The following is a 23,753-nucleotide window of genomic DNA, read 5'->3' as shown; positions in this document are numbered from 1 at the left end:
CCATCGGCAGGATTTGCTGAATTCTTCCTGTTGATTGTGGTTACTTGAGGAGGAGAATGATTTGTCAGTAACGATTAAAAATATCTTTGATCAGACGGTTCAGAAATTCCCCATTAAAGAAGCTATCTACGACGTGAGAAGAAATATCCGCTATACGTACATCCAATGGAATGAACAGGTGAATAGGTTGGCGGCGGCCCTTCAAGCGGAAGGGGTGCGAAAAGGGGATAGGGTATCTACGTACCTTTATAACAATGAAGAGCTTGCAACAGCGTTCTTTGCCTGTGCAAAAATCGGTGCAATCTTTAATCCGATCAACTTCCGTTTAATGCCGGAAGAGTTGGCCTTCATTTTGAACGACGCTGCTCCAAAGGTCGTTCTATTCGAACGCGAATTGGAAACGAACGTTGCCGCGGTTGAAAAGCGATTTCCGGAAACGGCCTTCTGGTATATTGATGAGGATGTGCCTGGTTATGCCAAAGGTTACCGCCAAAAATTGGCCAGTATCTCCTCAAAGCCAGATGAAGTGGAAGTGCACGAAGATGACATTTATGCCATCATGTATACGAGCGGGACCACCGGACGTCCCAAAGGGGTCATTCACCTTCATAAAGACATGGTCAAACAAGCCGAGATTTTAATAGAGGCCATGAAGTATGAACGCTCTGATATCGGTTTGATTACTGCACCGATGTTTCATTGTGCTGAATTGCACTGCTCTTTTTTACCTCGTGTACAGGTCGGTGCAGCTAATGTCATATTACATCAGTTTCATCCCAAAAAGGTCATGGAACTGATTGAATCCGAGGGGGTCACCAAGTTTTTTGCTGCACCTACGATGTGGAACATGCTCATTCAGGAAAAATTGGAGGAGTATAAATTCCAGAGCTTGAAGTTAGGGCTTTATGGAGCAGCACCGATGGCTCCATCCCTTGTACGTGCCTGTCGGGAGAAACTCGGCATCCAGTTCATCCAAGCCTGTGGAATGACTGAAATGGGGCCGGCCATAACGCTCCTATTGGAGGAAGATCAAATTAGGAAAGCGGGTTCTGCCGGCAAGGCATGTTCCGATCATGAAATCATCATTGCCCGTCCGAATGACGAAGGGCCATCAGATCCCGAGGATATGCTGGAACCTGGGGAAACAGGGGAAATCCTTGTAAAGGGGCCGTGTATCATGCAGGGTTACTTTCAAAAAGATAGAGAGACCGAAAAGGCGCTTTACAAAGGCTGGTACCATTCCGGTGACATCGGATTCCTAGATGAAGATGGATATCTATGGGTCAAGGACCGTGTGGACGACATGATTATTTCTGGAGGGGAAAATATTTATCCGCGTGAAGTCGAAGATACACTATATGAGCATCAAGGAGTTCTCGACTGTGCGGTACTTGGTCAGCCAGATGATCAATGGGGGGAAACGGTAACGGCCTTCATCGTAGCCAAAGACCCAATTCTTGCCGAAAGCGATTTAGAAACTTGGTGTAAGAACAGCAATAGTCTGGCGAACTATAAGCGTCCAAGGAGATATATCTTCTGTAATGAGCTGCCTCGGAACGCAAGTGGGAAGATTCAAAAGTTCTTGCTTCGTAAACAGTTGGAGGAAAATGTTGATGGCAAAGGTTTAGGGAGCCTTCTTTAAATGCCGGCGTCAGCAGCCGATACAATACCAAGTTAGGGTTGGAGTTTAGAATCGCTGGAAAAAGATATGGATGCATTATTTTATGAATAATAATCTTGTGGAACAAATGAAGGAGAGAGAATAGTTATCCACAACAAAAATGCGGCGGATTAGCCCAATCTCTCTTTTATCCACATAATCCACAGGGTTATCCAGAAATAACATTATTTTCATGTTGATAAGGTGAGTTAATGGACTTATTCCTTGTCAGTATTTTCAGAATATATCCACAATATACACAAGGGTGTGGATAAGCTATGTAAATAAAGAGAACCAAGGGGCTGTAAATCAGCCCCTTGGGTTGGTTTATTCTGCTTATCGGCGATTATGAGCACGGCGGTCAGCCGCATTTGCACGGGCTTGTGCCTCGATATCTTCCTGGTCAGCCAGTTCGGAAGAATATTCAACGTCAAGTCCGTCACTTTTCAGGTTTTTGGGAACCTGAGGAAGTTTCTGTTTGTTCTTATCTCGATTATGGTGTATGTTATTTCGTCCCATGTCATCGCCCCCTGGAATATAAAATAAGCTGGAGATGAATTCACTAATCATCTCCAGCTTATTTTGTGTTGAGTGGCTGTTCAAAATGTAAGGGAAAAAACTCCAAACCTAACGACGGGATTTCTTCTCGGTATATCCACCAGCTCGATCTGCTTTTTTAAATTCGCGAGCATAAAGAATCGCTTGTGTACTAGTTAAGTTACTTTTTTCTTTATCGTGTTTTTTGAGCAATTAGATCATCTCCATTCACTTAATATCCCTATTTTTTCCTAAAATGACCCTTTCATACGTGGGAATCTTCTTTTAAGATATTTTGTAAGGCTTCTTTAAGGGTTGGAAAGGAGAAGGTGAAACCTTCCTCTTTAAGTTTAGTGGGAAGGACATTTTGCCCTTCAAGTACAAGGATGCTCATTTCCCCCAACAATTTCTTGAGGAAGAAAGGAGGGACAGTTAACCAATGGGGCCGGTGCAGGACAGCTCCTATCGTTTTACCGAATGTATCCATCTGAACGGGGTTCGGCGCCGTAAAATTGACTGGACCTTCTATCCTAGAATCATTCATGCAAAAGATGATTGCACGGACCGCGTCATGGATATGAATCCAGGAAAGCCACTGATTCCCTTTGCCAATCTTTCCTCCGCCAAATAGTTTATAGGGGAAGGACATCATTGGCAGTGCTCCGTCTTTTTCTCCAAGAATCACCCCGAATCTTGTAAAGATCAACCTTTTACTGAAAGAGCGTGATTTAGCCGCTTCCTTTTCCCATAGTTGAACAGTACGGGCCAAGAAATCATCACCAATGGATTCAGAGGTTTCGGTAAAGGTCTCACCGTCCGAAATACCATAATATCCGATTGCACTTGCATTGATGATGACGGACACTTTATCGGGGAGTATGGAAATGATCCGGTTCATCTCTTTGCAAGCTTCAATCCTGCTTTCGACAATCCGGCGCTTTCGTTCAGGTGTCCAACGGCCGCTGTTCAGGGATTCACCAGCAAGGTTAATGAACACATCGAGCCCCTCCAAGTGCATTTCCGGCGTTGCCTCCTCGGTCAACCAGCCGATATATATCAAATTAGTCCGTTTTTTAAATTTTTCGGGATGACGGGTCAATATATATAGTTCATGGTTTTCTTTTGATAATTCATCAATAAGGGCTGTGCCGACAAAACCGCTTCCACCAGCAATGGCTATTTTCATGGAAACCACTTCCTTTCCCTGTCTTTCCTTCACTTTAACATGCCCATGTTCTTTTTTCATTTTTAGGCATGCTACATATAGAAATGGTAAACGTAAAGGGGTAAAGTAGGTGTGGGGGGTGGATTTATGCCAAACATAACAAAAATAACAACCCAGAAGAAACGTAAAGATCGTTATAACATCTTCGTCGAGGAAAAATATGCCTTCAGTGTAGACGAAGAAGTGCTATTGAAATTTCAGTTGAAAAAGGGTATGGAACTTGATGACCTGCTTTTGGCCGAAATACAATTCCATGATGAAATCCAAAAAGCATTTACCGATGCACTTAATTATTTATCATACCGGATGCGCTCGGAATCGGAAATTCGCCTTTATTTAAAAAAGAAGGAAACGGAAGAGCCGATCATTAAGGAAGCGGTACATAAACTATACAGTTTTAACTATTTAGACGACCTTGAATTTTCCAAGGCTTACGTACGGACCCATGTGAATGGAGGGAATAAAGGGCCCACTACCCTTAAGCTTGAGCTTAAGGAAAAAGGGGTGCAGGATAAGTTGATTGTCGAGGCATTGAAGGAATACCCCTATGATATTCAAATTGAACATGCAAGGAATCTCGCTGGAAAAGCGGTCAAAAAAGAAAAAAACATTTCCGAACGAGCGTTAAGGCTGAAGGTTGAACAAACCTTGTTACGGAAAGGTTTCCCTAGAGATGTCATCCATGAAGCACTTGAAGATGTGACGGTTGAAAAGGATGAAGATGAACAATGGGATTCTCTTTGCCACCATGCCGAAAAAATGCAACGCCGCTATAAAAACCATGAAGGCTTCGAATATGAACAAAAAATGAAGCAGGCATTATACCGAAAAGGTTTTCCAATAGAATTGATTGAGCGTTATCTTTCCAATCCTGATGGGGAATAAGTGCATCAATAGCCAAATCACAAAATTTTGTTTAATATAGAAGTAAATTAATTATTCATTTGAGGAGTCATATATATGAGCGAAGTAAGATACAGCAAGCTGTCTGCCTATGAACTGCAACAAGAAATCGCAGCGTTGACTGAAAAAGCGAGAAAAGCAGAGCAATTGGGAATGGTTAATGAATATTCAGTATTGGAACGAAAAGTGACGATGGCCAAGGCCTATTTGTTAAATCCTGATGATTTCAAGAAAGGTGAAATATATCAAATTGACGGAGATCCCGGTGTCTATTTCAAAATTGATTATATGAACGGCGTATTCGCTTGGGGTTACCGCTTGGGCGGTAGCGGTAAGGAAGAAGCACTCCCGATTTCAATGCTTAAATAAAAAGGAACCGGGGAAGTACCCGATTCCTTCAGATGTACCTTTTAATTCGATCGCTCGTTTGAAGCTTTCATTCTTTCCTGAGGGTGTGTATTAATACTTCCATCTGCACGCTTTGAAGCATATCTTGCCTTTGCACGAGGCTCGCCTTGGAATTTGTTATTGTTTTGGTTGGGGAATCCTTTTTGTTTATTTCGCAAATTTTTCTCCTCCAAGCATCAGATTAAAGAAAGAAGCGTTTCCGCTTACAACTAGTATGGGTATGGGACAGTATAGTTCATTCTGTAAAAATATTGGCAATGAGGTGGTTCTAATGAATGATTACCATGAAAGATTAACCAAGATACTGCTTGAGAAAAATGAACACATCACGTATGAACAAGCTTTGACTTGGGTGGAATTATTATGGGAAGATTTCGAAGCGACCTATGCAAAGGCTGGGCATGAATATGCCGGTGAAGAAATGACATCGCGCGTTGTAAGGACCTGGATTGATAACTACGGTGAGCAATTCCATGAATTCATTGCAAAGAATCCTAAATATAAGCAGTTATTAAATCAGCAGAATCGACTGCATTAAAAAAGCTGATTCCAGAGGAGTTCCTGGAATCAGCTCTTTTTCAATATCCTACAAAATAATATTCAACTTCTTCTGCAGCTTCGCTTCGCTAAAGATCCAGCCGGTATAAGAATTCAAGATATTCAATTCGCTGTCTAAGTGAACCACTGCCACAAACGGGTAATATCCATTGCTGCGATATCTTAAATCGATAAAACGGACTTCATAATATTCTTTTATCTGTTCGATTTCGAAGCGGTAAACCGGAGAAAAGGACAGAAAGGCTGCCAAGTTGATATCCTTCTTGGCGGCTTCGAGAATTTCACTTTCAGGCAATGGCACTCGATCGAAAGTATCTAGAATCGTCACATATCCCTTATCGGCTCGTGCCACATAATAATTCTTTTCGGTAATCACCGCAATTTTCCAGCGGTGAAAACGCATGGTCGGGGATAAAAGAATTTTCCTTGCTCCAGGAATTTGCTGTTTGACCACTCTTTTTATAAAAGCTTGTTCCCTGAACCTGGAAATGTAATAAATGACAAGTATCCCGTAAATGGAAAGAAATAAATAGCCTGGAGGAAATCCGAAGCCCCATAATATCAGGCCTGCAACATGTATTCCAAAAATGAATGGATCGAATGTATTGATGACTCCTAAAGCTACCCATTTTGACGAAATCGGCCTAAGAGCCTGGGTCCCATAAGCATTGAATATATCCACGAATACGTGAAGGAATACGGCTAAAAAGGTCCAAAGCCAAAGATGAAGGTAATTTGCTTCAGGTATGATGGCGAAAATTGCCCCGCTGATAATCAAGGGCCAAAGTAAAACAGCGGGAATGGAATGCGTGATTCCACGGTGGTTACGTATATATACAGCGTTATTCCTTAATTTTAAAACGGTGTCAATGTCTGGAGCTTGTGATCCCAAAATCGTACCTGCTATGACTGCACTTGCAGTAACTGGGCTCTGCGCAATGACTGGATCTAATGTGGCAAGACCTCCAAGAGCAATTCCCATGACAAAGTGAGTACCTGTATCCAAAAAATTAACCTCCCTGCCACAATTTGAAGAAAATGGTCTTTCTTTCATCATACCGTATTTATATAATAACCATCAAATGAATATAATTTTGACTTATTTGAAGTGACCCGTTACAAATAAATGGATATGAACATGATATTAAAAAAAGAATGGCCTACTATAGGTATTCCCAATTTTGATTAGAGTGTAACATCTTTGGAGGAACTGATGTGAAAGAAATAACGATCCCGACAATAGAAAAAATAAAAATCGATGAATTTCAAAAAGATTTGGTTTCCTGGTTTCTCGAAGAACAAAGAGAATTGCCATGGAGGGAAAATAAGGACCCATACCGCGTTTGGGTTTCTGAAATAATGCTGCAGCAAACGAGAGTGGACACGGTGATTCCTTATTTCAATCGGTTCATCGAATGGTTCCCGACACTAGAGGACTTTGCCAATGCGGATGAAGAGAAGGTCCTGAAAGCTTGGGAAGGGCTGGGATATTACTCGCGTGTAAGGAATCTGCATAGTGCCGTTCAGGAAGTGAAGGCATCCTACAATGGGATTGTGCCGGATGAACCCGAGGAAATCTCCAAATTGAAAGGTGTCGGCCCATATACTGCTGGTGCGATTCTAAGCATCGCATACGGCAAGCCGGAGCCAGCCGTTGATGGAAACGTCATGCGTGTTTTATCAAGGATATTAATGATATATGAAGACATAGCAAAGCCAAAGACAAGAAAAACATTTGAAGCTGCCGTCAGGAAGCTGATTGATCATGAACATACCTCTGCCTTCAATCAAGCCTTGATGGAACTTGGAGCATTAATCTGCACACCTGGTAAGCCTGCCTGCCTATTATGCCCCGTTCAAAGTCATTGTCTAGCATTTGAAGCGGGGGTTCAGTCGGAATTGCCGGTAAAAATCCAAAAGAAAAAAACAAGGGATGTACCAATTGTAGCTGCCGTTTTAACGAATGAAAAAGGTGAATTCTTGATTCACAAGCGAGCATCAGAAGGATTGCTAGCTAATCTTTGGGAATATCCGAATTTCGAAAACCATTCATCCCTTTTGCATAAGAGGGAATTCTTCGAGAGTCGGTTTAAGGAAATGTATGGCGTCAAACCAGAAATCACTGAATCACTTGTAAGAATTGAACATGTTTTCTCACATCTCGTTTGGAAAGTGGACACGTATATCGGTGTGGTCAAAGAGAATATTGCTGAAGAGACGCTGAGAGAACAGCAACTTAAGTGGGTGAGTGAAGCAGAGATGGAGGAGTTGGCATTTCCGGTCTCCCACCAAAAAATGATGAAGGCGTATAAAGAAAAAGAGTACATTGAATAAGCGGTTTAGTTGCTTTTTATGGAAATATGAGTAAATCGGTTCATTCAATTTTTTCAGTACGATGAAATATTCCTTAACAATATTGGGGGACAGCCTTGATTTGTGCCATGGCGATAACGCCTTATAATGAAATCGTGATATATGCATAAAAGAGGATATCCTATAGGATATCCTCTTCCCTTTGTTGATTTTTAAAGCAATATCCGTATAAAATCATTCGTAACTGGTTTTCGTTCCATGAGTATAATCGGCTTCTTGCCTGTTAAGTCCGCCTCTATTTTCAATTTCTTTGACGATTTCGCTATGGATACTCTGTCCTTCTTGGTTTAAATAAGGTACCATTTGTTGAAGGGAGTGATGAAAATAGGCAAGTTCACTATTTTCCCAATCCGATTTTTTCATCATCGACAACTCAGTCATATCACGTCCAACATACATAACAGTAACACTCCTTAAAAAATGATTTTTATTACTCGGTGTTTACTCAGAAAGGATGAATAAACGAATGGAACAAAAAGTGGCACTCGTTACAGGTAGCAGTAAAGGTTTAGGCAGAAGTACGGCAATAAGGCTTGCAGAGGAGGGTTACGACCTCGTTATTAATTATGCCCGGAGCAAGTCGAAAGCATTAGAAGTGGCAGCCGAAATTGAAGCGTTGGGGCGAAAAGCCCTTGTAGTTAAGGCAAATGTCGGTGATGTTGCGAAAGTGAAAAGCATGTTCGAGGAAATCGATGCTTATTACGGAAGGTTGGATATTTTCATCAATAATGCGGCCTCTGGCGTCCAGCGTCCATTGATGGAGCTGGAGGAATCCCATTGGAACTGGACCATGGACATCAATACAAAAGCTCTCCTTTTCTGCGCACAGGAAGCGGCGAAACTAATGGAGAGGAACGGCGGGGGGAAAATCGTCAGCATCAGTTCGTTAGGATCCATTCGCTATTTGAAAAATTATACAGCTGTTGGAGTTTCCAAAGCTGCGCTTGAAGCCCTGACAAGATATTTAGCGGTCGAATTGGCTGCTAAAAATATTTGTGTCAATGCCGTTTCAGGCGGTGTGATCGATACGGATGCCCTGAAGTCTTTCCCGAATCGGGATGAAATGCTTGCTGAGGCGGCAGAACAGACTCCCGCTGGACGGATGGTCGAGGTGGAAGATATGGTTAATACCATCCTGTTTTTAATTTCCGATGGAGCCAGGATGATTCGTGGACAAACCGTAATAGTTGATGGAGGCATTTCATTGCTTGTTTAATATAACTGGAAAAATTTAAATGATTTTTGTTGGATAGCACTCCTGGATAATGGTTATCTTATTATCGTGGAGGTGATATCAATGGCTAAAAACAACATGAATAAATCACAAGCAGGTACTGACGTTCAACAAGTAAGACAACAAAACGCGCAATCTCAGCAAGGCCAAGGCCAATTCGGTACAGAATTTGCTTCTGAAACTAACGTTCAAGAAGTAAGACAACAAAACGCGCAATCTCAACAAAGAAAAGGCCAAGGTCAAGCACAAGGCCAATTCGGTACAGAGTTTGCTTCTGAAACTAACGTTCAAGAAGTGAAACAACAAAACCAAAAATCTCAAAGCAATAAAAACCAAGGCTAATTGCCGATGAAAAGCATCCTTCTTATGAAGGGTGTTTTTTTTTTGGCTTCCATTGAATTCGACAAATGTTTCGTTGTGTTTACATTTTATGTCAAAGGAGAAAGCTGATAAAAATAGAATATACATACTATAGAAAAAATACAGATTAGGAAGGTGCATTCATGGAGGAATTTAACCGGCTTATAAACAACCAGTTGAAAACGATGGATAAGCTTTTACTTTTACAATCCGAAATCGAAAGATGCCAAGATATAGAGAAGCAACTCCTTGCCCTTGAAGAGGAGAGTGAAGCGGTCACCATTCAGGAAGAGATTCAACTTAAAAAGCAGGAATTGAAAAATATCCATGAAATGTTCGAACAGCAAACGGAAGAAGTCATCCGTTATTTTCAGCAAGGACAGGCAGCCATACGATAAATAACCGGCTAATTTCTTAGATGAAATGGGTGGATGGTCAGACTTTTTCGACTTATTTACACATTTTCACTGGGAGATTAGCCACTTTTGTTTTAAATTTATGAATAAATCGCTATAATATAGGAATATAGGGTAAATGGAAAAAAGTATATATTTTAAATACACATAACAACTGCAAACGGAATAGGGCACAGTACGCTGTCAGGGTGTCTATAGAAAGTAGGGAGAGATAAATGGGGATTGTTCCTGCCGAAGGAGGAAAAATCCAAATCCATAGCTATAAACATAATGGACATATCCATCGTATCTGGGAAGAGACAACCGTTTTAAAAGGGACCCAAAATCTGGTGATAGCAGCGAATGACCGTACTATGGTAACGGAATCAGATGGAAGGACCTGGATTACGAGAGAGCCGGCGATTTGCTATTTTCATTCAAAGTATTGGTTTAATGTTATTGGTATGTTGAGAGAGGACGGGGTTTATTATTATTGCAATATCAGTTCGCCGTTCACATACGATTCGGGAGCATTGAAATACATTGATTATGACCTGGACATTAAAGTATTCCCAGATATGACGTTTAATTTGCTGGATGAGGATGAATATGAAAGGCATCGGAAAGAAATGAATTACCCGGATGCCATCGATTCAATATTGAAACAGAACGTAGACTATTTGATTTATATGATACGCCAGCGAAAAGGACCATTCTCCGCAGAGTTTATTGATAGTTGGTATGAACGCTTTTTAACCTATCGATGATAGAAAAGGCCTGCTGCATAATTGGCAGGCTTTTTCATTGTGTATCGTACCTACACTTCTGATTAAATCTTTCTAGGCGCAGGAACCATTAAACCTCCTACAAATGTTTATGAAAGTGATCCTATTGATAGTTAATTACCGAAAAGGAAAATATAATTGAATAGTGCATATAAGATTCCCAATTGACCGTTATTGGCTTTTTTAGCATTTGGATTTATTGATTAAGAAAAGGAGGAATTCCGTGGGGAGCATTAAGAGATATTTGCAATTCGTCAAACCATATAAATGGCAGATAATCGGAACGGTACTGATTGGAATGCTAAAGTTCGCGATTCCGCTTTTGCTTCCATTGCTCAGTAAGTATATAGTGGATGACATCATCGGAAACGGTGATCTGTCCAAAGCGGTGAAGTCCGAACGCCTTATATGGGCGATGGCCATCATGATATTCATTTTTGTTGCAGTTAGACCGCCGATTGAGTATTACAGACAATATTTCGCTCAATGGACCGGAACGAAAATCTTATATGATATTCGTAATGATTTATTTACTCATATACAGAAACTGAGTTTTAAATATTATTCCAATACAAGGGTGGGCGAGGTCATTTCAAGGATGATCACGGACGTGGAACAAACGAAGAACTTTGTCATCACGGGTTTGATGAACCTTTGGCTCGATATCGCAACGATCATCATAGTGATAGTCATCATGTTTACGATGGACGTGAAATTAACCATCGTATCCATCATCATGCTTCCATTTTACGCATTTTCGATTAAGCATTTTTTTGGCAAGTTGAGAACCTATACAAGGATTCGGTCCCAAGCCTTAGCGGATGTACAGAGTCACCTTCATGAACGGGTTTCAGGGATGTCAGTCATCAAAAGCTTTGCGATAGAAGACAGGGAACAGGAATTGTTTGCGAAGCAGAACAAGAATTTCCTCGATAAGGCCCTAAAGCATACGAGCTGGAATGCCAAGTCATTTGCTGTCGTGAATACGATCACGGATATTGCGCCCTTGCTCGTGATAGGATTTGCCGGTTATCAGGTCATTCATGAACAATTGTCACTGGGTACCATGGTTGCTTTCGTCGGTTTCATTGACCGGCTATATAATCCCCTCAGACGTTTAGTTAACTCTTCGACGACAATGACCCAGACATTGGCGTCCATGGACAGGGTTTTTGAGTTTGTGGATGAGAAGTATGATATCGATGACGAACCAGGGGCGAAAGAGCTGAAGCATGTAGATGGCCGAATAACCTTTCAGGATGTATCGTTTGCTTATGACGAGAAAGAGGCACCCGTTTTGAAACATATAAACTTGGATGTTAAACCAGGGGAAACCATTGCACTTGTCGGTATGAGCGGCGGCGGGAAATCGTCGATCGTCAGTTTGATTTCCCGTTTCTATGATGTGACGGAGGGAAGGGTATTATTGGATGGGACGGATATCCGTAAATATCAAGTCCGCAGCCTAAGAGATAAAATAGGAATGGTTCTACAGGACAATATCTTATTTAGTGAATCGGTTAAGGCCAACATCCTTATGGGACGACCTGATGCAAGTGATGAAGAAGTATTTGAAGCGGCAAAAGCGGCGAATGCCCATGACTTCATCATGGGTCTAAAAGAAGGATATGAAACGAAAGTCGGGGAGCGGGGAGTTAAATTATCCGGGGGCCAAAAGCAACGGGTGGCCATTGCGAGGGTATTTTTGAAAAACCCGCCAATCCTTGTTCTCGACGAAGCCACCTCGGCATTGGATTTGGAAAGTGAACACTTTATCCAGGAGGCGCTGGATATTTTGGCGAAAAACCGGACCACGATCATTGTCGCCCATCGGTTATCAACCATCACCCATGCCGATCGGATCATTCATATCGATAATGGGGAAATTACGGAAATGGGAACACACGAAGAACTTATGAAAAAGCAAGGGCATTACTACAACCTATTTCAAGTACAACAATTGGATTCTTAAGGAATCCAAGATAAAAAAGAAGACCATTCCGCTAAAGGAATGGTCTTCTTTTCTGATACGAACTGGTGCATGAACGTTATGAAATCCTTTTTTCATGCAGCGTTTTTTTTCCAGGAAGGAAATGCGGCAGATGTTTTATTCCCTCAGGCAAGGCGATGCCGACGATGATCAAGCACATCCCGAACCATTGCAGTGACGTAACCTGTTCATTCAAGAAGATGACGGAAACGACCATCGCTGAAGGCAGTTCTGCAGCACAAAGAATCGTTCCAAGCCCGACCCCCACTTTCGGCAAACTGACAGCAAAGAAAAAGAAAGGAACTAAAACACCCAATGTGCCAAGCAGCAGACCGTAGTACCATAAGTTCGTCTGGACAAGATTCGTCACAAGTGTGACGGGGTTAGTCGTGAATACAGCAGTCAGCATACCACCCGTTGCAATGAAAAACAGCCGTTTCATGGAAGATTCCCCAACAGCGAATTGAGAGTTGCAGTACATATACAGCGCAAAAAGCAATGCAGACAATAGTCCGAACAATACGCCTTTTAGGCTTAGGCCAGATAGAGGCTGACCAAAGATTGCCCCTGCCAATAATGTACCGATGAAAAGAACGAAAATGGAAATGAGTTTATTTTTATCCGGGCGTCTTTTATTTAAGAAGCTTTCAATAAGGACGCCTATCCAGGTAAATTGAAATAAAAAAACAACGGCAATGGAAGCGGGAAGCTCGGATACGGAAACGGCATATGCCTTTCCGACGAAAGTGGACATCATGCCCGTGATTAAAAGTAATCCGGCACTCTTCCATGAAACTTTATATTTAAACGAAAAGAGAAATATAACGGAGACAATCAGCCAACCGACAAGATATTGACTGCCGACCAGTTCTCCAGAAGAATGGCCATCCATGAATCCAAACTTCATCATGGTGGATAAAGTGCCATATGAAATCGAACCGATTAAGACCATTATGGAATACTTCAAAAGTTGCATATTTTTCACCCCTATAAAAATAAAAATCGCCACCTGCCAAAAAGGCAAGTGACGAACGAAAAAAGGAAATCCTTTTAAAATTCCGTCTCTCAACAAAAGCTGAGTTTAACAAATTGTATGCGTTGCATTACCTTAGCTTAAAGTCTTTGTGAATATTTGTCAACCAGAAAATAAAGTTAAAGACTGTACGTCAATCACTAAGTTGAAGGTGGCCGCAGAGATAAGAGAAGATCCAATCATGGCATATAAAACAAAACCCCCAAATGGCAAATAAGCCGGATGGGGGGCGTGTTTCAATCGCCATTCTGTCGGAAGTCTTCCAATGTACCACGGTATTCCTTGTCTTTCATTTTGCGAAGATCAGGTTTTTTTTCTGAAGTTTGCTCTTCATTTGGTTTTTGTTTGTGTAGCTTGGAAAGTGCCAACCGATAATCTTGATCTTTCATTTTCAATTCATCATTGTCTGTCGGGGTGATGATTTCGGTAATGGATTCATCTGCTGTAGGGAAAGCGGATGAATCCGACGAATTCTCTTCCTCGACTGCAGGCGGCTTACCTTCAGGTGATAAGGCTTTGATATTGAATGTGATTAAGCCCGTAACCGCTAATATGGCAACGATGATAATTAGAATTATGCCCATTTAATCAAGCCTCCTAGAGCCCGTTTATGAATGAACGGGTGACATGGGCTACCCGTTTTCCTAATGCTTCTCCAAGCTTTAAGTCATTTTTGGTGATATTGTCATCCACACCGGGCGGACAGCTTATCCCTACTCCATAGTAGGAACCATATAAGGCATTTTCCGGGACAGTGCCGGGCAAGCCGACAATGATCATGCCTTGATGAAGCATAGGGGTGATTAAGTTCAGCATGGTAGCCTCGATTCCGCCATGTACGGTGGCCGTGGTACAGAACACAGCACCCACTTTATTGATCAGCGCACCTTCCGCCCATAGATACCCAAGTTTATCGATCCATGTTTTCAAACTCGAACTGATGGTTCCGAAATGACCGGGACAGCCCCAAATGATCGCATCCATTTCCTGAAGCTTATAAACATCAGCCTCGTTTACATGGTCAATGAGAACTTCAGCCCCAGGAACCGCAGCGGCTCCTTGAGCTATTGATTCGGCAAGTGCTTTCGTATGGTTACCTTCACTGTCGTAAACAACATAGATCTTCATTTTAATTCCTCCATTTAATTAAACCGATTTTTTTACTGGTGAAGGAAGCAAAGGTACATCCAAAGGTTCTTGTTTAGCTTGTTTCATTGCTTTATCCTTCCGAACGTCGCGCAAAAATAGTGAGAGAACGATGCCGGCAATTGCGAAGCCTGTTGCCCAAAAGAATGCATCATTGATTCCCATTACATTTGCCTGACCCTGGATTTGAGAAGAAATCAGCGACATGGCAGTTTCCTGTGCCTGTTCACTAGTTTGATTCATCGAAGTCATGATGGATTGAACGATAGTTTGGAAATTCTGAACAAAACCGGGATCACTCGTACTCATTTCCGTTCCTAAAGCAGTTCCATGGAAAGAAGCACGGGTTGTATAAATGGTCGTCACGAAGCTCGTACCAATGGCTCCGGTCACTTGTTTCAGCGTATTGCTCATTGCCGTACCATGTGTATTCAAATGCTTGGGTAGCTGATTCATCCCAGCAGTCATGATTGGCATCATCAGTAAAGACATTCCAAGTGCGCGGATGGCATAAATGATGACCAAAGTCGAATAGGTTGTTTCCGTAGTCAATTTAGCGAATTCGAAGGTTGTGACGGCAGTGATCGCCAACCCAATTAGTGCTAATGGACGAGGTCCGATTTTGTCAAATAATGCTCCTGAAATGGGTGACATCACCATCATCACAAGGGCTCCGGGTAGCATCAACAGGCCGGATTGAACTGGTGTGAAGCCTCTTAAAGTCTGCAAATATATAGGCAATAAGAATATCCCGGTAAACATGGCCACTGTGACGATTGCAGAAATGATATTGGATAATACGAACATATCATACTTAAATACACGGAAGTCGAGCATAGGTGTTTCCGATTTTAGCTGTTGAACCACAAAAAGCGTCAAAAGGATCAGCCCAATGATGATCGTTCCCAGAACGATGGGATCCGTCCAGCTTTTGGAACCTGCTTCACTGACACCGTATAGTAATGATGCTACTCCTAGCAAGGATAGAGTGGCACCCAGCAAATCCAATTTGATTTTCCTTGGTTCCGCTACATTACGCATACTTAAAAAGGCGAGTGTCATGACGATCATGCCTAATGGCACCATTGCGTAGAACATGACACGCCAGCTATATTCCTGAATGACCCAACCTGATAACGTCGGGCCGATTGCAGGGGCAAACATAATGGCAAGTCCAAAGATCCCCATTCCTTTCCCGCGCATTTCCGGAGGGAAGATGAAAAGAATGATCGTCATGACCAAAGGCTGCAGGATTCCGCCGCCAGCGGCCTGAATCAGCCGTCCTGTAAGGATGACGGGGAAGTTTGGTGCGATACCGCAGATGAATGTCCCGACGGTGAATAGAAACATGGCAGCCAGGAATAAAATGCGCGTGCCGAACCGTTCTATTAAAAAAGCGGAAAGCGGGATCAAGGCTCCATTCACGAGCATGAATCCAGTTGATAACCATTGAATCGTAGTCGCAGCTACATTGAACTCTGCCATCATCCTAGGCATGGCGACACTAAGCAGGGTTTGATTCAAAATGACCATGAACAAACCTAGCATTAGGATAATTAACATGGGGGCAAACTGTTTCATTCCCCTGTTTTCATTTACTGTGATGGTTTGAGAAGCCATTTAAAGAAAAGCCTCCTTTCTGTATAACTGTGTAGCCGGTTTATTTAGTCGAAATTTTCACTTCTGCGTTCATGCCAGGCAGAACTTTATCGGATGGTGCTTTGATGGAAATTTTCACTGGTACTTTTTGAGTGACTTTCGTATAGTTCCCGCTGCTGTTTTGATTGCCCATCACTGAAAAGACAGACGTTGTAGCATAACCGATCTGTTCCAAAGTACCTTCGAAGACCGTATCGGGATCTCCATCGATGATAATATCGACGCTGTCACCTTTTTCGATATCCTTCAATTTATTTTCTTCAATATTAGCCGTTATGGACAGATCTTCCATATTGATGGTTTGAGCTAGCGTTTGACCTGCTTGAACAAGCTGCTCATCATGCACTTGTGTTTTAACAATCGTACCTTGTGCTGCGGTTTTTACCGCTTCTTTACCGTCTAAGGTGGTTACATTGGCAACTTTGTCATCCTTACTTACACTGTCTCCTTCGTGCAAGTCCCAATCTGCTAGTTTACCGGCAGCGGGGGCAACGATGGTATATAACTCACCTGACACTTTCGCTTCATCCGTTTTAATGAAATTCGTGCTTTCATAATAGTAATAAGCCCCACCGGCCAATACCGCTATTATAATAACCAAACCAATGACATTGATTAAAACTAAACGTCCTCTATTCACTTGTTTCGCCTCCAAAAAAATATTGATATTGTATTTCTTTTTTGATTAACGTTCATTAGCTAGAAATGACATCCTCCCATTCTAATGTTTATTTATTAATTTTAATAAATATTAATTTTTATAAGTATTAATATTATTAAGTAAAGAGTTTACCAGTTTAATTATTTTTTGTCATGTAATTTATTCGGAAAAATGGTGGGAAATAAATACAGTGAAATAGTAAAAATTTGAATTTTTTTTAGTTTTAAGGATATATGGAAAGTAAAGTTGACATTGGAATGCCATTTAATTAAATTTAAGAGGTAGGATTGTCCTATATAAGGAGTGAGAAGGCTGGAATTTAAATGGGAAGTAACTAATAGTATAGAAATGCAGATTTTTCGGATCAGGAAGAAGCTTAGGGCCATCGTAGCAAAAAATCTTCAGCCTTATGGATTAACATCGCCTCAGTTTTTCATTTTATTGATATTGAAAAAAGAGGGGTCAATTAAATCGACCCAGCTGGCTGACTTCTTAACCGTAAAGCCAAGTGCGATTACCGTATTTGTAGATAAGTTGGTCGAAATGGATTATGTGAAACGGCAGCCCTCTGATAAGGATCGCAGGGTCATCAACCTTGAATTGAAAGAGGCTGGGGAAGCGATTTTGGGGAGAGTCCTCGCGGAGCATAACGAATTGATGGGCAAGAACTTCAATTCATTCTCGGAAGAAGAGCTGCAGGATCTTTTGAAGAAATTGGATACGATTGAAAAGGCTGCCGATAAGAACCTTTTGGATGATTGAATGAGGGCATGCTCTAAATAGAGACGAAAAAAGACGGTTCCCGGGAACCGTCTTTTTTTAATCTTCTTCATAGTGGACAGATATTTCGTTATCTTCCTTATGGAAGGACTGGAAGCTGACGATCAGCTTTTCAAGGTGTTCCAATTGTTCGTCATATTCTATGACTGCAGAAATCAATGGTACAAGGCGGGCAGAGAGATGGCCTAGGTTATCATGCATTTCGTCCACTTGATTCTGCTGTTCGAAAAAATGGGCGAGCAGTTCTTTACGGCTTAAACAATCCTGGTCCCAATCTTCAATCTCCTCGATTGACTTGATTTTTTCGATATGCAGTAAGATCAACTGCTCATGCTTGCGGATCAAGGAATCAAGCTGCTGTAAGATGCTCCGTTGGAAATCTTCAGGCATTTGATATACTTCATTCTCGAATTTATGGATTCTCTTCAAGGTTTCAAACGCTTTTTTCGTCGTTATGATCATTTGCCGATAAACGACAAGCTTTCTTGCTTTAGCAACACTGTTCTTCTTGAAATATTCCCGTTCCTCTTTGTACATGGAATAGATATGTTCCAAATCGAGTAACTCCGCCTTCAATCGGCTGATGTCCTTTTTCAATAAAGTGTGTTCTGTAGCATGTCTTGTGCTGATTCTGATCCATTTCAAGATGTCTTCCGTTACATCTGTAATGCGTGTATAAAGCTTTGCTTCGTACTTTGGAGGAATGAAAACAAGATTCACGATAAACGAAGAAACGATTCCAAGCAAAACGGATGAGAGACGAATAAAGGCAAAATTAAGGAATTCCCCGTCCTGGCTTTCCATGATGGCAATGACCGTCACGATGGAAAGGACAATCGTTTTATCCATTTTCAGTTTTAAATTGATGGTTATGACAACCATTACGGCAAGACCGATCATAAAAATATCATTTCCGAACAACAAAACGAAGGAGACAGCAACCAATGCGCCAATGATATTTCCTTGAATTTGCTCCAATACCGTTTGATATGAACGGTAAATGGTCGGCTGTATTGCAAAAATTGCAGCAATCCCAGAAAGGACAGGAGCAGGAAGGTTAAGCAGTTCCGATAGGTAAAGCGCTAAAACTATTGCTATTCCTGTTTTGAGAATGCGGGCACCAAACTTCATATATGGGTTAATCCTTTCTTTGTGTTGTAATGGATCTGGAAAGCAAGGGCTCTATTAATTATAGGCCTTTGCTTAAAGTTGTATTCTAACTTATTTGTTAGTACTTTACACTAAAATAAGATGATGTAAACAAAAAGTAATATACAGGAATTTCCTAAGAGTTACAATAGTTAAAATCAAGTTTAATATATAAAGAAACGATAGGCAATTTCTTGCTTTCTTTCAGCATTGTTTTTCAATCATTTGAAGACGATCCCAGAGGTATATGACGGGAAAAGGCTGATGCTCGAATTGAAGAGCATCAGCCTTTTTAATATTTATTTTCGACATCACTCCGTGGATACAGCAGGATCCGCCTGTTCTTTAACTGGAACGACCTGAAGGAAGTGCTCTCCAGGGTTCTGAAGCAGTGTCTCTAAAGAGGCCGCTTCTTCGGTTTGGCCATGATCTTTCAAGAGGGACGTGTATTTGCCAAGGAGTTCGGCCACATCCTGCAGGCCTTTTGCAGATAGGGACTCAATGGAAATCTTTGCACCTTTCGCAACCCGTTTCTTAATGACCTCTTTGGTCAAGCCAAATTCAGGCTGTTGCCGTAAATAAACGACACCGCCTGTCATCCCTGCACAAATCCATGGACCGGGATCACCAAGTACTAAACCTCTTCCATTTGTCATGTATTCAAAAGCGAATCCCTTAATATTGGATGTTACCGCAATATTACCGTTTTCCTTTTTAGGAAGCGGTTGTTTCAATAATCCGCCAATGATCATATCCGCTCCGGAAAGCCGGATTCCCGCCCTGGCATCGGCATCACCCTGGGCAATGAGGAGACCATGCTGTGCACCGTAACCAAAGCCCTTACCGACAGAGCCATTGTAGAACTTCCCATCTTTTCCTGGGGATTTAAAGATGGCAATGTTTCCGCCAATCGATGTTTTGCCGATACCATCCTGTGCACCGCCATTCACGCTGATTGAAATTCCCTCCGTATTGTATGCCCCAAGTCCATTACCGGGAATGGATCCATCCTGGTAGGATAGGTGAACGGGAGGAAGTTTTTTGTATGATCCATCCAATCTGCCCCTAACGCGGTGACAGGAGACCCTGCTGCCGAGTACACGCTGCTCGGAAGTGATCGAGCTATAGCTGCGGGATTGCTGCAGGTCATCTACATGAGAATCAAGATATTCAGCGCCAACGGCTACCTGCATGGAGCCTTCATTCAAATATGCCGCCGCTTCCTTATGCGAGAACGGTGTTATATCCAGATTTTTTAATAAATAGTTTAAATCCAATGATTGTTGACCTTTAACTTGCTCTAGCAAATCAGAACGCCCGACGATATCCTGAAGATTCTTCACCCCAAGTGATCCGGTCAAAGATTTGAGTTCTTTTGCAAATGCACTGAACATATTCGTTAACCCCTGAACGGCTAAATCAAATTTTCGTGGAACAAAACGGCGCAGCCCATGTTCTTTCGCCTGTGCTTCCGATTCAATTTGGGTGGCGATTCCCACATGGCAAGTATCAAGGTGACATCCGCGGCACGTTGTGCAGCCGACGGCTATCATCGAAAGGGTCCCAAAGCCTACACGATTTGCCCCAAGCAGCATTACCTTCAATACATCCATCGAGCTTTTTAACCCGCCGTCAGCCCAAATTTCAACGTTCTGCCGGATACCTGACTCAAGCAGTGCATTATGGGCCGCTTTCACACCTATCTCGACTGGTAGGCCAACATGTGCGAGTGCATGGATCCTAGCGGCACCCGTTCCGCCATCAAAACCGGAAAGCGTTATGATATCGGCCCCGGCTTTTGCGACGCCGACAGCAATCGTACCGATGTTTGGAACGACTGGCACTTTGACGGCAACTTTTGCTTTGTCGTTTGCCGTTTTTAGCTCATGGATCATTTGGGCCAAATCTTCAATTGAGTATATATCATGGTTATTGGAAGGGGAGATCAAATCGGAACCGATTGTTGCATTTCGGGCTTCTGCGATTTTAGCTGTGACCTTGGAACCGGGAAGGTGACCGCCTTCACCGGGTTTTGCCCCTTGCCCAATTTTAATTTCCAATAGATTTGAAGAGTTCAGGAGTTCTGCATTGACACCAAAACGTCCGGAAGCAATTTGCTGTCCGCGGGATTTCGGGTACTTGCCCAGCATATCCTTTATTTCCCCGCCTTCGCCATTCATGCTGATCATGCCTAGCCTCTCGGCTGCTTCTGCATAGGCCCGGAAAGCAATCTCATTTTGTGATCCAAAGGACATGGAGGCTATGACGAACGGCAATTCCTGTTCACCGACCGAAAGGCTGACTTCTTCAGGAGGGACGGAAGCATCTGAAGTTTTTAATGATGTCAAGTGGCGGATCGTCGTCGGATTGGATTCTTCCTGTTCAGTGATCTTTTCGCGATAAGCATCATAGTCCCCGGTTGAAGCAACTTCCCCGATAGATTTCCAGATTCTGGGGAATAAATGGAAAGTCTTGCCCATCCGTTCTTTTTCATTGCCGTAATCCTCTGCACGCTGGATGGCATCTGCCTTGATTTTATCAAAATTATAGTCCAGATCATTGGATCCGAAGAAATTAGCCACATTTAGATAATTCGCGATTTCCTCATGTAAACCGATGCTTGAGAAAAGTCTTCCATAGCCGCGCAGCTCATGAATGCCAATGGTTGAGATGACTTTCTCAAGCCCTTTCGTCAAGGAGTTATATAGATTGGTAATCCCCTTATGGTCATCTGAAGATAAGGAAAGGAACATATAATAGGGGCTTATTAAGTTGGCCCCAAGCCCATAAGAAACGATGATATCATGCAGTGACCTTAGAGATGCTGAACGTAAAAGGATGGAACAATCACGACGCTTGCCTGTTCGGACCAACGCTTGGTCGACGGCTGAAGTGACGAGGTGTGGATCGAGCCAAAGGTTGCCGTTTTGATGGGCAAGGGCATCATCCAGAACGAGCAGCGTTTTTCCTTCATCCACAGCATTGACACTTTCATCCGTAATCCTTGTCAGGGCATCCGTGATGTTTTCATCCTCTTTGAACGTGCTTGAAATGATGTGCACGAGTTTTTGATCTTGATTAAATTTAATGAACTGGTCGTAGCTAGGCTGCGATAGAATGGATGAACACTCATAACCCGGTGATCCTTCAATCAACAGGGGAGTCAGCAGCTCCGTCACCTTGCCTGCCTTATTCGCCTCGAAAAGGGAAGGGCGCCTTCCGATGATCGTCCTTGTTGAGAAATGCTCAGTTTCCCGGTCCCGGTCGATCGCTGGGTTGGTTACAACGGCAACACTTTCCTTGATAAAATCAGCAATGTTGGTCCGTTGGGGATTAAGTGCTGCCAGTGGTGCATCATGACCGAGTGAACGAATTGGCTCAGCGCCTTTTTCGGCCATCTGTTCCACTAGTTGGACATGCTCCCTTTCCCACCCAAAGGCTTTATACTGACCATTATGAATCGCTTGCGTGTTTGTCATGGAAACAACTTTTTCAAAAACTTGGGGCTGTAAGCGGACTCGGTCATTGGAAAGGACGAAACGATCATTGAATAGTTCAAACACTTTATCCTGGTAATCCTTGTAAGTGTACAATTCAATTCGGTCGCCGTTCCATTTCAGACCGATTTTTTCCCCTGGACCCATCGGTTTCGGATCTCCGGTATATTCACTGGAAGGGATGATTCCAGGTTCGGAAGTGAACATAAAAGATGATTCCGTTTCAATATTCCATAACGGGCGCAAGCCTAAAGAGTCGACAGAGAACACGGCTTCATCGCCGAAACGGGAGATGATGCCCGCCGGACCTTGTGCAAAATGCCCCCATGCTTCCCGTAAATACGTATATAAGTCTTGTAAGTGCTCGGGATATTCCTTGATTTCATTGATGATTGGCGGAAACATAAGGTCGACAGCCTCAAATAAAGAGTATCCATGACGGCAGATGAAAGTTTCGATCGTCTTGTTTAAATCCTGAGAGTCGCTTCCATCTTTAGCGATGGGAACTCCGATCATTTTCGCTTCATCACGCAATTTGGCAATGGTATTGATTTCGCCATTATGACCAAGCACGCTGAAAGGCTGGACCCGGAAGAAGCTTGATAGAGTATTGGTTGAAAAACGATTATGTCCCAATGTCATGGTGGAGGCAGCCAAAGGATCGGCAAGATCAAGATAATAGGCAGGGAGCGTATCACCCGCACCCATCACTTTGTATACCGCATGATGCTGGCTTAAAGAGGCAACATGGATGAAATCACTTTTTTCGATGTCGGAAGTCAGCTCAAAAAGCACATTTGAAAGCTGCTGGCTGTTATTGATGGTGGAGGAACAGGCAAATTGCCAGAACACCGGGTCTTCTTGAATGGCAATCGGTCCCAATGCCTCTGAACGGTAGGCTTTATCTGTTTCGAATATCAATGAGAGACCATGTTGGAGCAGTTTCTCCTTAACTTCGATCTTTAAGTCGTTCGCATCTGTTTTTTTGCTTAAAAATAAGTGGCCGACTATGAAGCTATCTTGATCGACGATGCCTGAATCGACATTTGCCTCTTCAAGTTTCTTTTTCCAAAGAGCTCGGGGAATATCGATATGGATGCCGGCGCCATCGCCCTCACCATTGATGAAGCCGCAGCGATGGTTCATTTTAACCAGGGCGTCGATACAGGCAAAGATGTTTTCGTTAGTAGGGATCTTCTTTTTTTCGATGCAGGAAACGATTCCGCAGGCATCATGTTCTTCCATGTGAAATTCTTTGAATGTAGCAGGTGTCCATTGTTGGGCCATATTTGCGGCTTGAATAAGGTTACCCTTATTCTCTGCCATTCACCTCCTGTAGCATGTGTGTTTAATGGGGGAAATATTAGTAAACCCGAACAATAGTCCAAGTTTTGATAGAT

General features: G+C 42.6%; 24 protein-coding genes. 11 read left to right on the top strand and 13 right to left on the bottom strand.

What is annotated here, in order from left to right; translation table 11 throughout:
• The first annotated feature begins 61 nt into the window (after positions 1 to 61).
• Positions 62 to 1,642 carry a fatty acid--CoA ligase gene (locus J7I96_RS00655; protein ID WP_214923315.1) on the top strand — a complete coding sequence of 527 codons (1,581 nt, stop codon included), beginning with the start codon at positions 62 to 64 and terminating at the stop codon, positions 1,640 to 1,642.
• A 354-nt stretch (positions 1,643 to 1,996) separates the two neighbouring features.
• Here the strand turns inward: J7I96_RS00655 and J7I96_RS00650 are convergent, their stop codons facing one another.
• From J7I96_RS00650 to J7I96_RS00640, 3 genes are all read right to left on the bottom strand, one after another.
• The gene (locus tag J7I96_RS00650; RefSeq protein ID WP_034306455.1) at positions 1,997 to 2,179 is read right to left on the bottom strand and encodes a YfhD family protein; all 183 of its coding nucleotides are present in this window, start codon (positions 2,177 to 2,179) and stop codon (positions 1,997 to 1,999) included.
• A 108-nt stretch (positions 2,180 to 2,287) separates the two neighbouring features.
• The gene (locus tag J7I96_RS00645) at positions 2,288 to 2,410 is read right to left on the bottom strand and encodes a YfhE family protein (RefSeq protein WP_081088510.1); all 123 of its coding nucleotides are present in this window, start codon (positions 2,408 to 2,410) and stop codon (positions 2,288 to 2,290) included.
• Positions 2,411 to 2,462: 52 nt separating this feature from the next.
• Positions 2,463 to 3,383, bottom strand: coding sequence for a TIGR01777 family oxidoreductase (locus J7I96_RS00640; protein WP_214923352.1), 921 nt, complete (start codon positions 3,381 to 3,383; stop codon positions 2,463 to 2,465).
• A gap of 126 nt (positions 3,384 to 3,509) precedes the next feature.
• Here J7I96_RS00640 and recX point away from each other — a divergent pair, with 126 nt between their 5' ends.
• Positions 3,510 to 4,307, top strand: coding sequence for a recombination regulator RecX (gene recX, locus J7I96_RS00635; protein WP_214923317.1), 798 nt, complete (start codon positions 3,510 to 3,512; stop codon positions 4,305 to 4,307).
• Positions 4,308 to 4,382: 75 nt separating this feature from the next.
• Positions 4,383 to 4,694: a YfhH family protein gene (locus J7I96_RS00630; RefSeq protein ID WP_214773577.1), complete on the top strand. Its 312-nt coding sequence runs from the start codon at positions 4,383 to 4,385 to the stop codon at positions 4,692 to 4,694.
• A 41-nt stretch (positions 4,695 to 4,735) separates the two neighbouring features.
• Here the strand turns inward: J7I96_RS00630 and J7I96_RS00625 are convergent, their stop codons facing one another.
• Positions 4,736 to 4,891, bottom strand: coding sequence for a small, acid-soluble spore protein K (locus tag J7I96_RS00625; RefSeq protein WP_034305387.1), 156 nt, complete (start codon positions 4,889 to 4,891; stop codon positions 4,736 to 4,738).
• 113 nt (positions 4,892 to 5,004) lie between these two features.
• Here J7I96_RS00625 and J7I96_RS00620 point away from each other — a divergent pair, with 113 nt between their 5' ends.
• Entirely contained in the window at positions 5,005 to 5,271 is a 267-nt protein-coding gene (locus J7I96_RS00620; RefSeq protein ID WP_096339008.1) for a YfhJ family protein, read from the top strand.
• Between the two features lie 48 nt (positions 5,272 to 5,319).
• Here J7I96_RS00620 and J7I96_RS00615 read toward each other — a convergent pair whose 3' ends face one another.
• Positions 5,320 to 6,297, bottom strand: coding sequence for a metal-dependent hydrolase (locus J7I96_RS00615; RefSeq protein ID WP_214773575.1), 978 nt, complete (start codon positions 6,295 to 6,297; stop codon positions 5,320 to 5,322).
• A gap of 209 nt (positions 6,298 to 6,506) precedes the next feature.
• Here J7I96_RS00615 and mutY point away from each other — a divergent pair, with 209 nt between their 5' ends.
• Positions 6,507 to 7,625 carry an A/G-specific adenine glycosylase gene (mutY, locus tag J7I96_RS00610; protein ID WP_214923319.1) on the top strand — a complete coding sequence of 373 codons (1,119 nt, stop codon included), beginning with the start codon at positions 6,507 to 6,509 and terminating at the stop codon, positions 7,623 to 7,625.
• Positions 7,626 to 7,838: 213 nt separating this feature from the next.
• Here mutY and J7I96_RS00605 read toward each other — a convergent pair whose 3' ends face one another.
• Positions 7,839 to 8,063, bottom strand: a complete 225-nt coding sequence (locus J7I96_RS00605; RefSeq protein WP_034305377.1) for a hypothetical protein — start codon at positions 8,061 to 8,063, stop codon at positions 7,839 to 7,841.
• A gap of 67 nt (positions 8,064 to 8,130) precedes the next feature.
• On the opposite strand from J7I96_RS00605, the gene fabL reads away from it, so the two are divergent.
• The 5 genes from fabL to J7I96_RS00580 all read left to right on the top strand — a co-directional run bounded on the left by fabL (position 8,131) and on the right by J7I96_RS00580 (position 12,410).
• The gene (fabL, locus tag J7I96_RS00600; RefSeq protein ID WP_048685448.1) at positions 8,131 to 8,880 is read left to right on the top strand and encodes an enoyl-[acyl-carrier-protein] reductase FabL; all 750 of its coding nucleotides are present in this window, start codon (positions 8,131 to 8,133) and stop codon (positions 8,878 to 8,880) included.
• 81 nt (positions 8,881 to 8,961) lie between these two features.
• Positions 8,962 to 9,240: a gamma-type small acid-soluble spore protein gene (locus J7I96_RS00595; protein ID WP_048685445.1), complete on the top strand. Its 279-nt coding sequence runs from the start codon at positions 8,962 to 8,964 to the stop codon at positions 9,238 to 9,240.
• 161 nt (positions 9,241 to 9,401) lie between these two features.
• Positions 9,402 to 9,656, top strand: a complete 255-nt coding sequence (locus J7I96_RS00590) for a YgaB family protein (protein ID WP_214773573.1) — start codon at positions 9,402 to 9,404, stop codon at positions 9,654 to 9,656.
• A gap of 233 nt (positions 9,657 to 9,889) precedes the next feature.
• Positions 9,890 to 10,420: a nucleoside tri-diphosphate phosphatase gene (gene ntdP / locus J7I96_RS00585; RefSeq protein ID WP_048685440.1), complete on the top strand. Its 531-nt coding sequence runs from the start codon at positions 9,890 to 9,892 to the stop codon at positions 10,418 to 10,420.
• Between the two features lie 241 nt (positions 10,421 to 10,661).
• Positions 10,662 to 12,410 carry an ABC transporter ATP-binding protein gene (locus J7I96_RS00580; RefSeq protein ID WP_311315199.1) on the top strand — a complete coding sequence of 583 codons (1,749 nt, stop codon included), beginning with the start codon at positions 10,662 to 10,664 and terminating at the stop codon, positions 12,408 to 12,410.
• Positions 12,411 to 12,486: 76 nt separating this feature from the next.
• Here J7I96_RS00580 and J7I96_RS00575 read toward each other — a convergent pair whose 3' ends face one another.
• The 5 genes from J7I96_RS00575 to J7I96_RS00555 all read right to left on the bottom strand — a co-directional run bounded on the left by J7I96_RS00575 (position 12,487) and on the right by J7I96_RS00555 (position 16,906).
• Entirely contained in the window at positions 12,487 to 13,404 is a 918-nt protein-coding gene (locus J7I96_RS00575) for an EamA family transporter (RefSeq protein WP_214923321.1), read from the bottom strand.
• Positions 13,405 to 13,697: 293 nt separating this feature from the next.
• On the bottom strand, positions 13,698 to 14,045 hold the full coding sequence (locus J7I96_RS00570) for a hypothetical protein (protein ID WP_214773571.1): 348 nt from the start codon (positions 14,043 to 14,045) through the stop codon (positions 13,698 to 13,700).
• Between the two features lie 13 nt (positions 14,046 to 14,058).
• Positions 14,059 to 14,589: an NAD(P)H-dependent oxidoreductase gene (locus J7I96_RS00565; RefSeq protein WP_214923322.1), complete on the bottom strand. Its 531-nt coding sequence runs from the start codon at positions 14,587 to 14,589 to the stop codon at positions 14,059 to 14,061.
• 18 nt (positions 14,590 to 14,607) lie between these two features.
• Entirely contained in the window at positions 14,608 to 16,212 is a 1,605-nt protein-coding gene (locus tag J7I96_RS00560) for a DHA2 family efflux MFS transporter permease subunit (RefSeq protein ID WP_396020040.1), read from the bottom strand.
• 55 nt (positions 16,213 to 16,267) lie between these two features.
• On the bottom strand, positions 16,268 to 16,906 hold the full coding sequence (locus J7I96_RS00555) for a biotin/lipoyl-containing protein (RefSeq protein ID WP_054397801.1): 639 nt from the start codon (positions 16,904 to 16,906) through the stop codon (positions 16,268 to 16,270).
• A gap of 324 nt (positions 16,907 to 17,230) precedes the next feature.
• Here J7I96_RS00555 and J7I96_RS00550 point away from each other — a divergent pair, with 324 nt between their 5' ends.
• A complete protein-coding gene (locus J7I96_RS00550) occupies positions 17,231 to 17,689 on the top strand; it encodes a MarR family winged helix-turn-helix transcriptional regulator (protein ID WP_214773569.1) in 459 nt (152 codons plus the stop codon).
• Between the two features lie 57 nt (positions 17,690 to 17,746).
• On the opposite strand, the gene J7I96_RS00545 is transcribed toward J7I96_RS00550, so the two are convergent.
• Both J7I96_RS00545 and J7I96_RS00540 read right to left on the bottom strand, forming a co-directional pair.
• Positions 17,747 to 18,838, bottom strand: a complete 1,092-nt coding sequence (locus tag J7I96_RS00545; RefSeq protein WP_214923327.1) for an FUSC family protein — start codon at positions 18,836 to 18,838, stop codon at positions 17,747 to 17,749.
• Between the two features lie 329 nt (positions 18,839 to 19,167).
• Positions 19,168 to 23,640, bottom strand: a complete 4,473-nt coding sequence (locus J7I96_RS00540; protein WP_214923357.1) for a glutamate synthase-related protein — start codon at positions 23,638 to 23,640, stop codon at positions 19,168 to 19,170.
• Positions 23,641 to 23,753: the final 113 nt, after the last annotated feature.

The organism is Bacillus sp. ISL-78 (assembly GCF_018613455.1).
Classification (GTDB): Bacteria; Bacillota; Bacilli; order Bacillales; family DSM-1321; genus Peribacillus; species Peribacillus frigoritolerans.
Note: the sequence above shows the minus strand (reverse complement) of the source record. Positions and strands in the feature narration are given on the sequence as shown.

Bases quoted from the DNA above. Each gene is read 5' to 3' on its own strand.
- J7I96_RS00650 (WP_034306455.1), bottom strand. From the start codon at position 2,179: ATGGGACGAAATAACATACACCATAATCGAGATAAGAACAAACAGAAA.
- J7I96_RS00640 (WP_214923352.1), bottom strand. From the start codon at position 3,383: ATGAAAATAGCCATTGCTGGTGGAAGCGGTTTTGTCGGCACAGCCCTT.
- recX (WP_214923317.1), top strand. From the start codon at position 3,510: ATGCCAAACATAACAAAAATAACAACCCAGAAGAAACGTAAAGATCGT.
- J7I96_RS00630 (WP_214773577.1), top strand. From the start codon at position 4,383: ATGAGCGAAGTAAGATACAGCAAGCTGTCTGCCTATGAACTGCAACAA.
- J7I96_RS00620 (WP_096339008.1), top strand. From the start codon at position 5,005: ATGAATGATTACCATGAAAGATTAACCAAGATACTGCTTGAGAAAAAT.
- J7I96_RS00605 (WP_034305377.1), bottom strand. From the start codon at position 8,063: ATGTATGTTGGACGTGATATGACTGAGTTGTCGATGATGAAAAAATCG.
- fabL (WP_048685448.1), top strand. From the start codon at position 8,131: ATGGAACAAAAAGTGGCACTCGTTACAGGTAGCAGTAAAGGTTTAGGC.
- J7I96_RS00595 (WP_048685445.1), top strand. From the start codon at position 8,962: ATGGCTAAAAACAACATGAATAAATCACAAGCAGGTACTGACGTTCAA.
- J7I96_RS00590 (WP_214773573.1), top strand. From the start codon at position 9,402: ATGGAGGAATTTAACCGGCTTATAAACAACCAGTTGAAAACGATGGAT.
- ntdP (WP_048685440.1), top strand. From the start codon at position 9,890: ATGGGGATTGTTCCTGCCGAAGGAGGAAAAATCCAAATCCATAGCTAT.
- J7I96_RS00575 (WP_214923321.1), bottom strand. From the start codon at position 13,404: ATGCAACTTTTGAAGTATTCCATAATGGTCTTAATCGGTTCGATTTCA.
- J7I96_RS00570 (WP_214773571.1), bottom strand. From the start codon at position 14,045: ATGGGCATAATTCTAATTATCATCGTTGCCATATTAGCGGTTACGGGC.
- J7I96_RS00565 (WP_214923322.1), bottom strand. From the start codon at position 14,589: ATGAAGATCTATGTTGTTTACGACAGTGAAGGTAACCATACGAAAGCA.
- J7I96_RS00545 (WP_214923327.1), bottom strand. From the start codon at position 18,838: ATGAAGTTTGGTGCCCGCATTCTCAAAACAGGAATAGCAATAGTTTTA.
- J7I96_RS00540 (WP_214923357.1), bottom strand. From the start codon at position 23,640: ATGGCCCAACAATGGACACCTGCTACATTCAAAGAATTTCACATGGAA.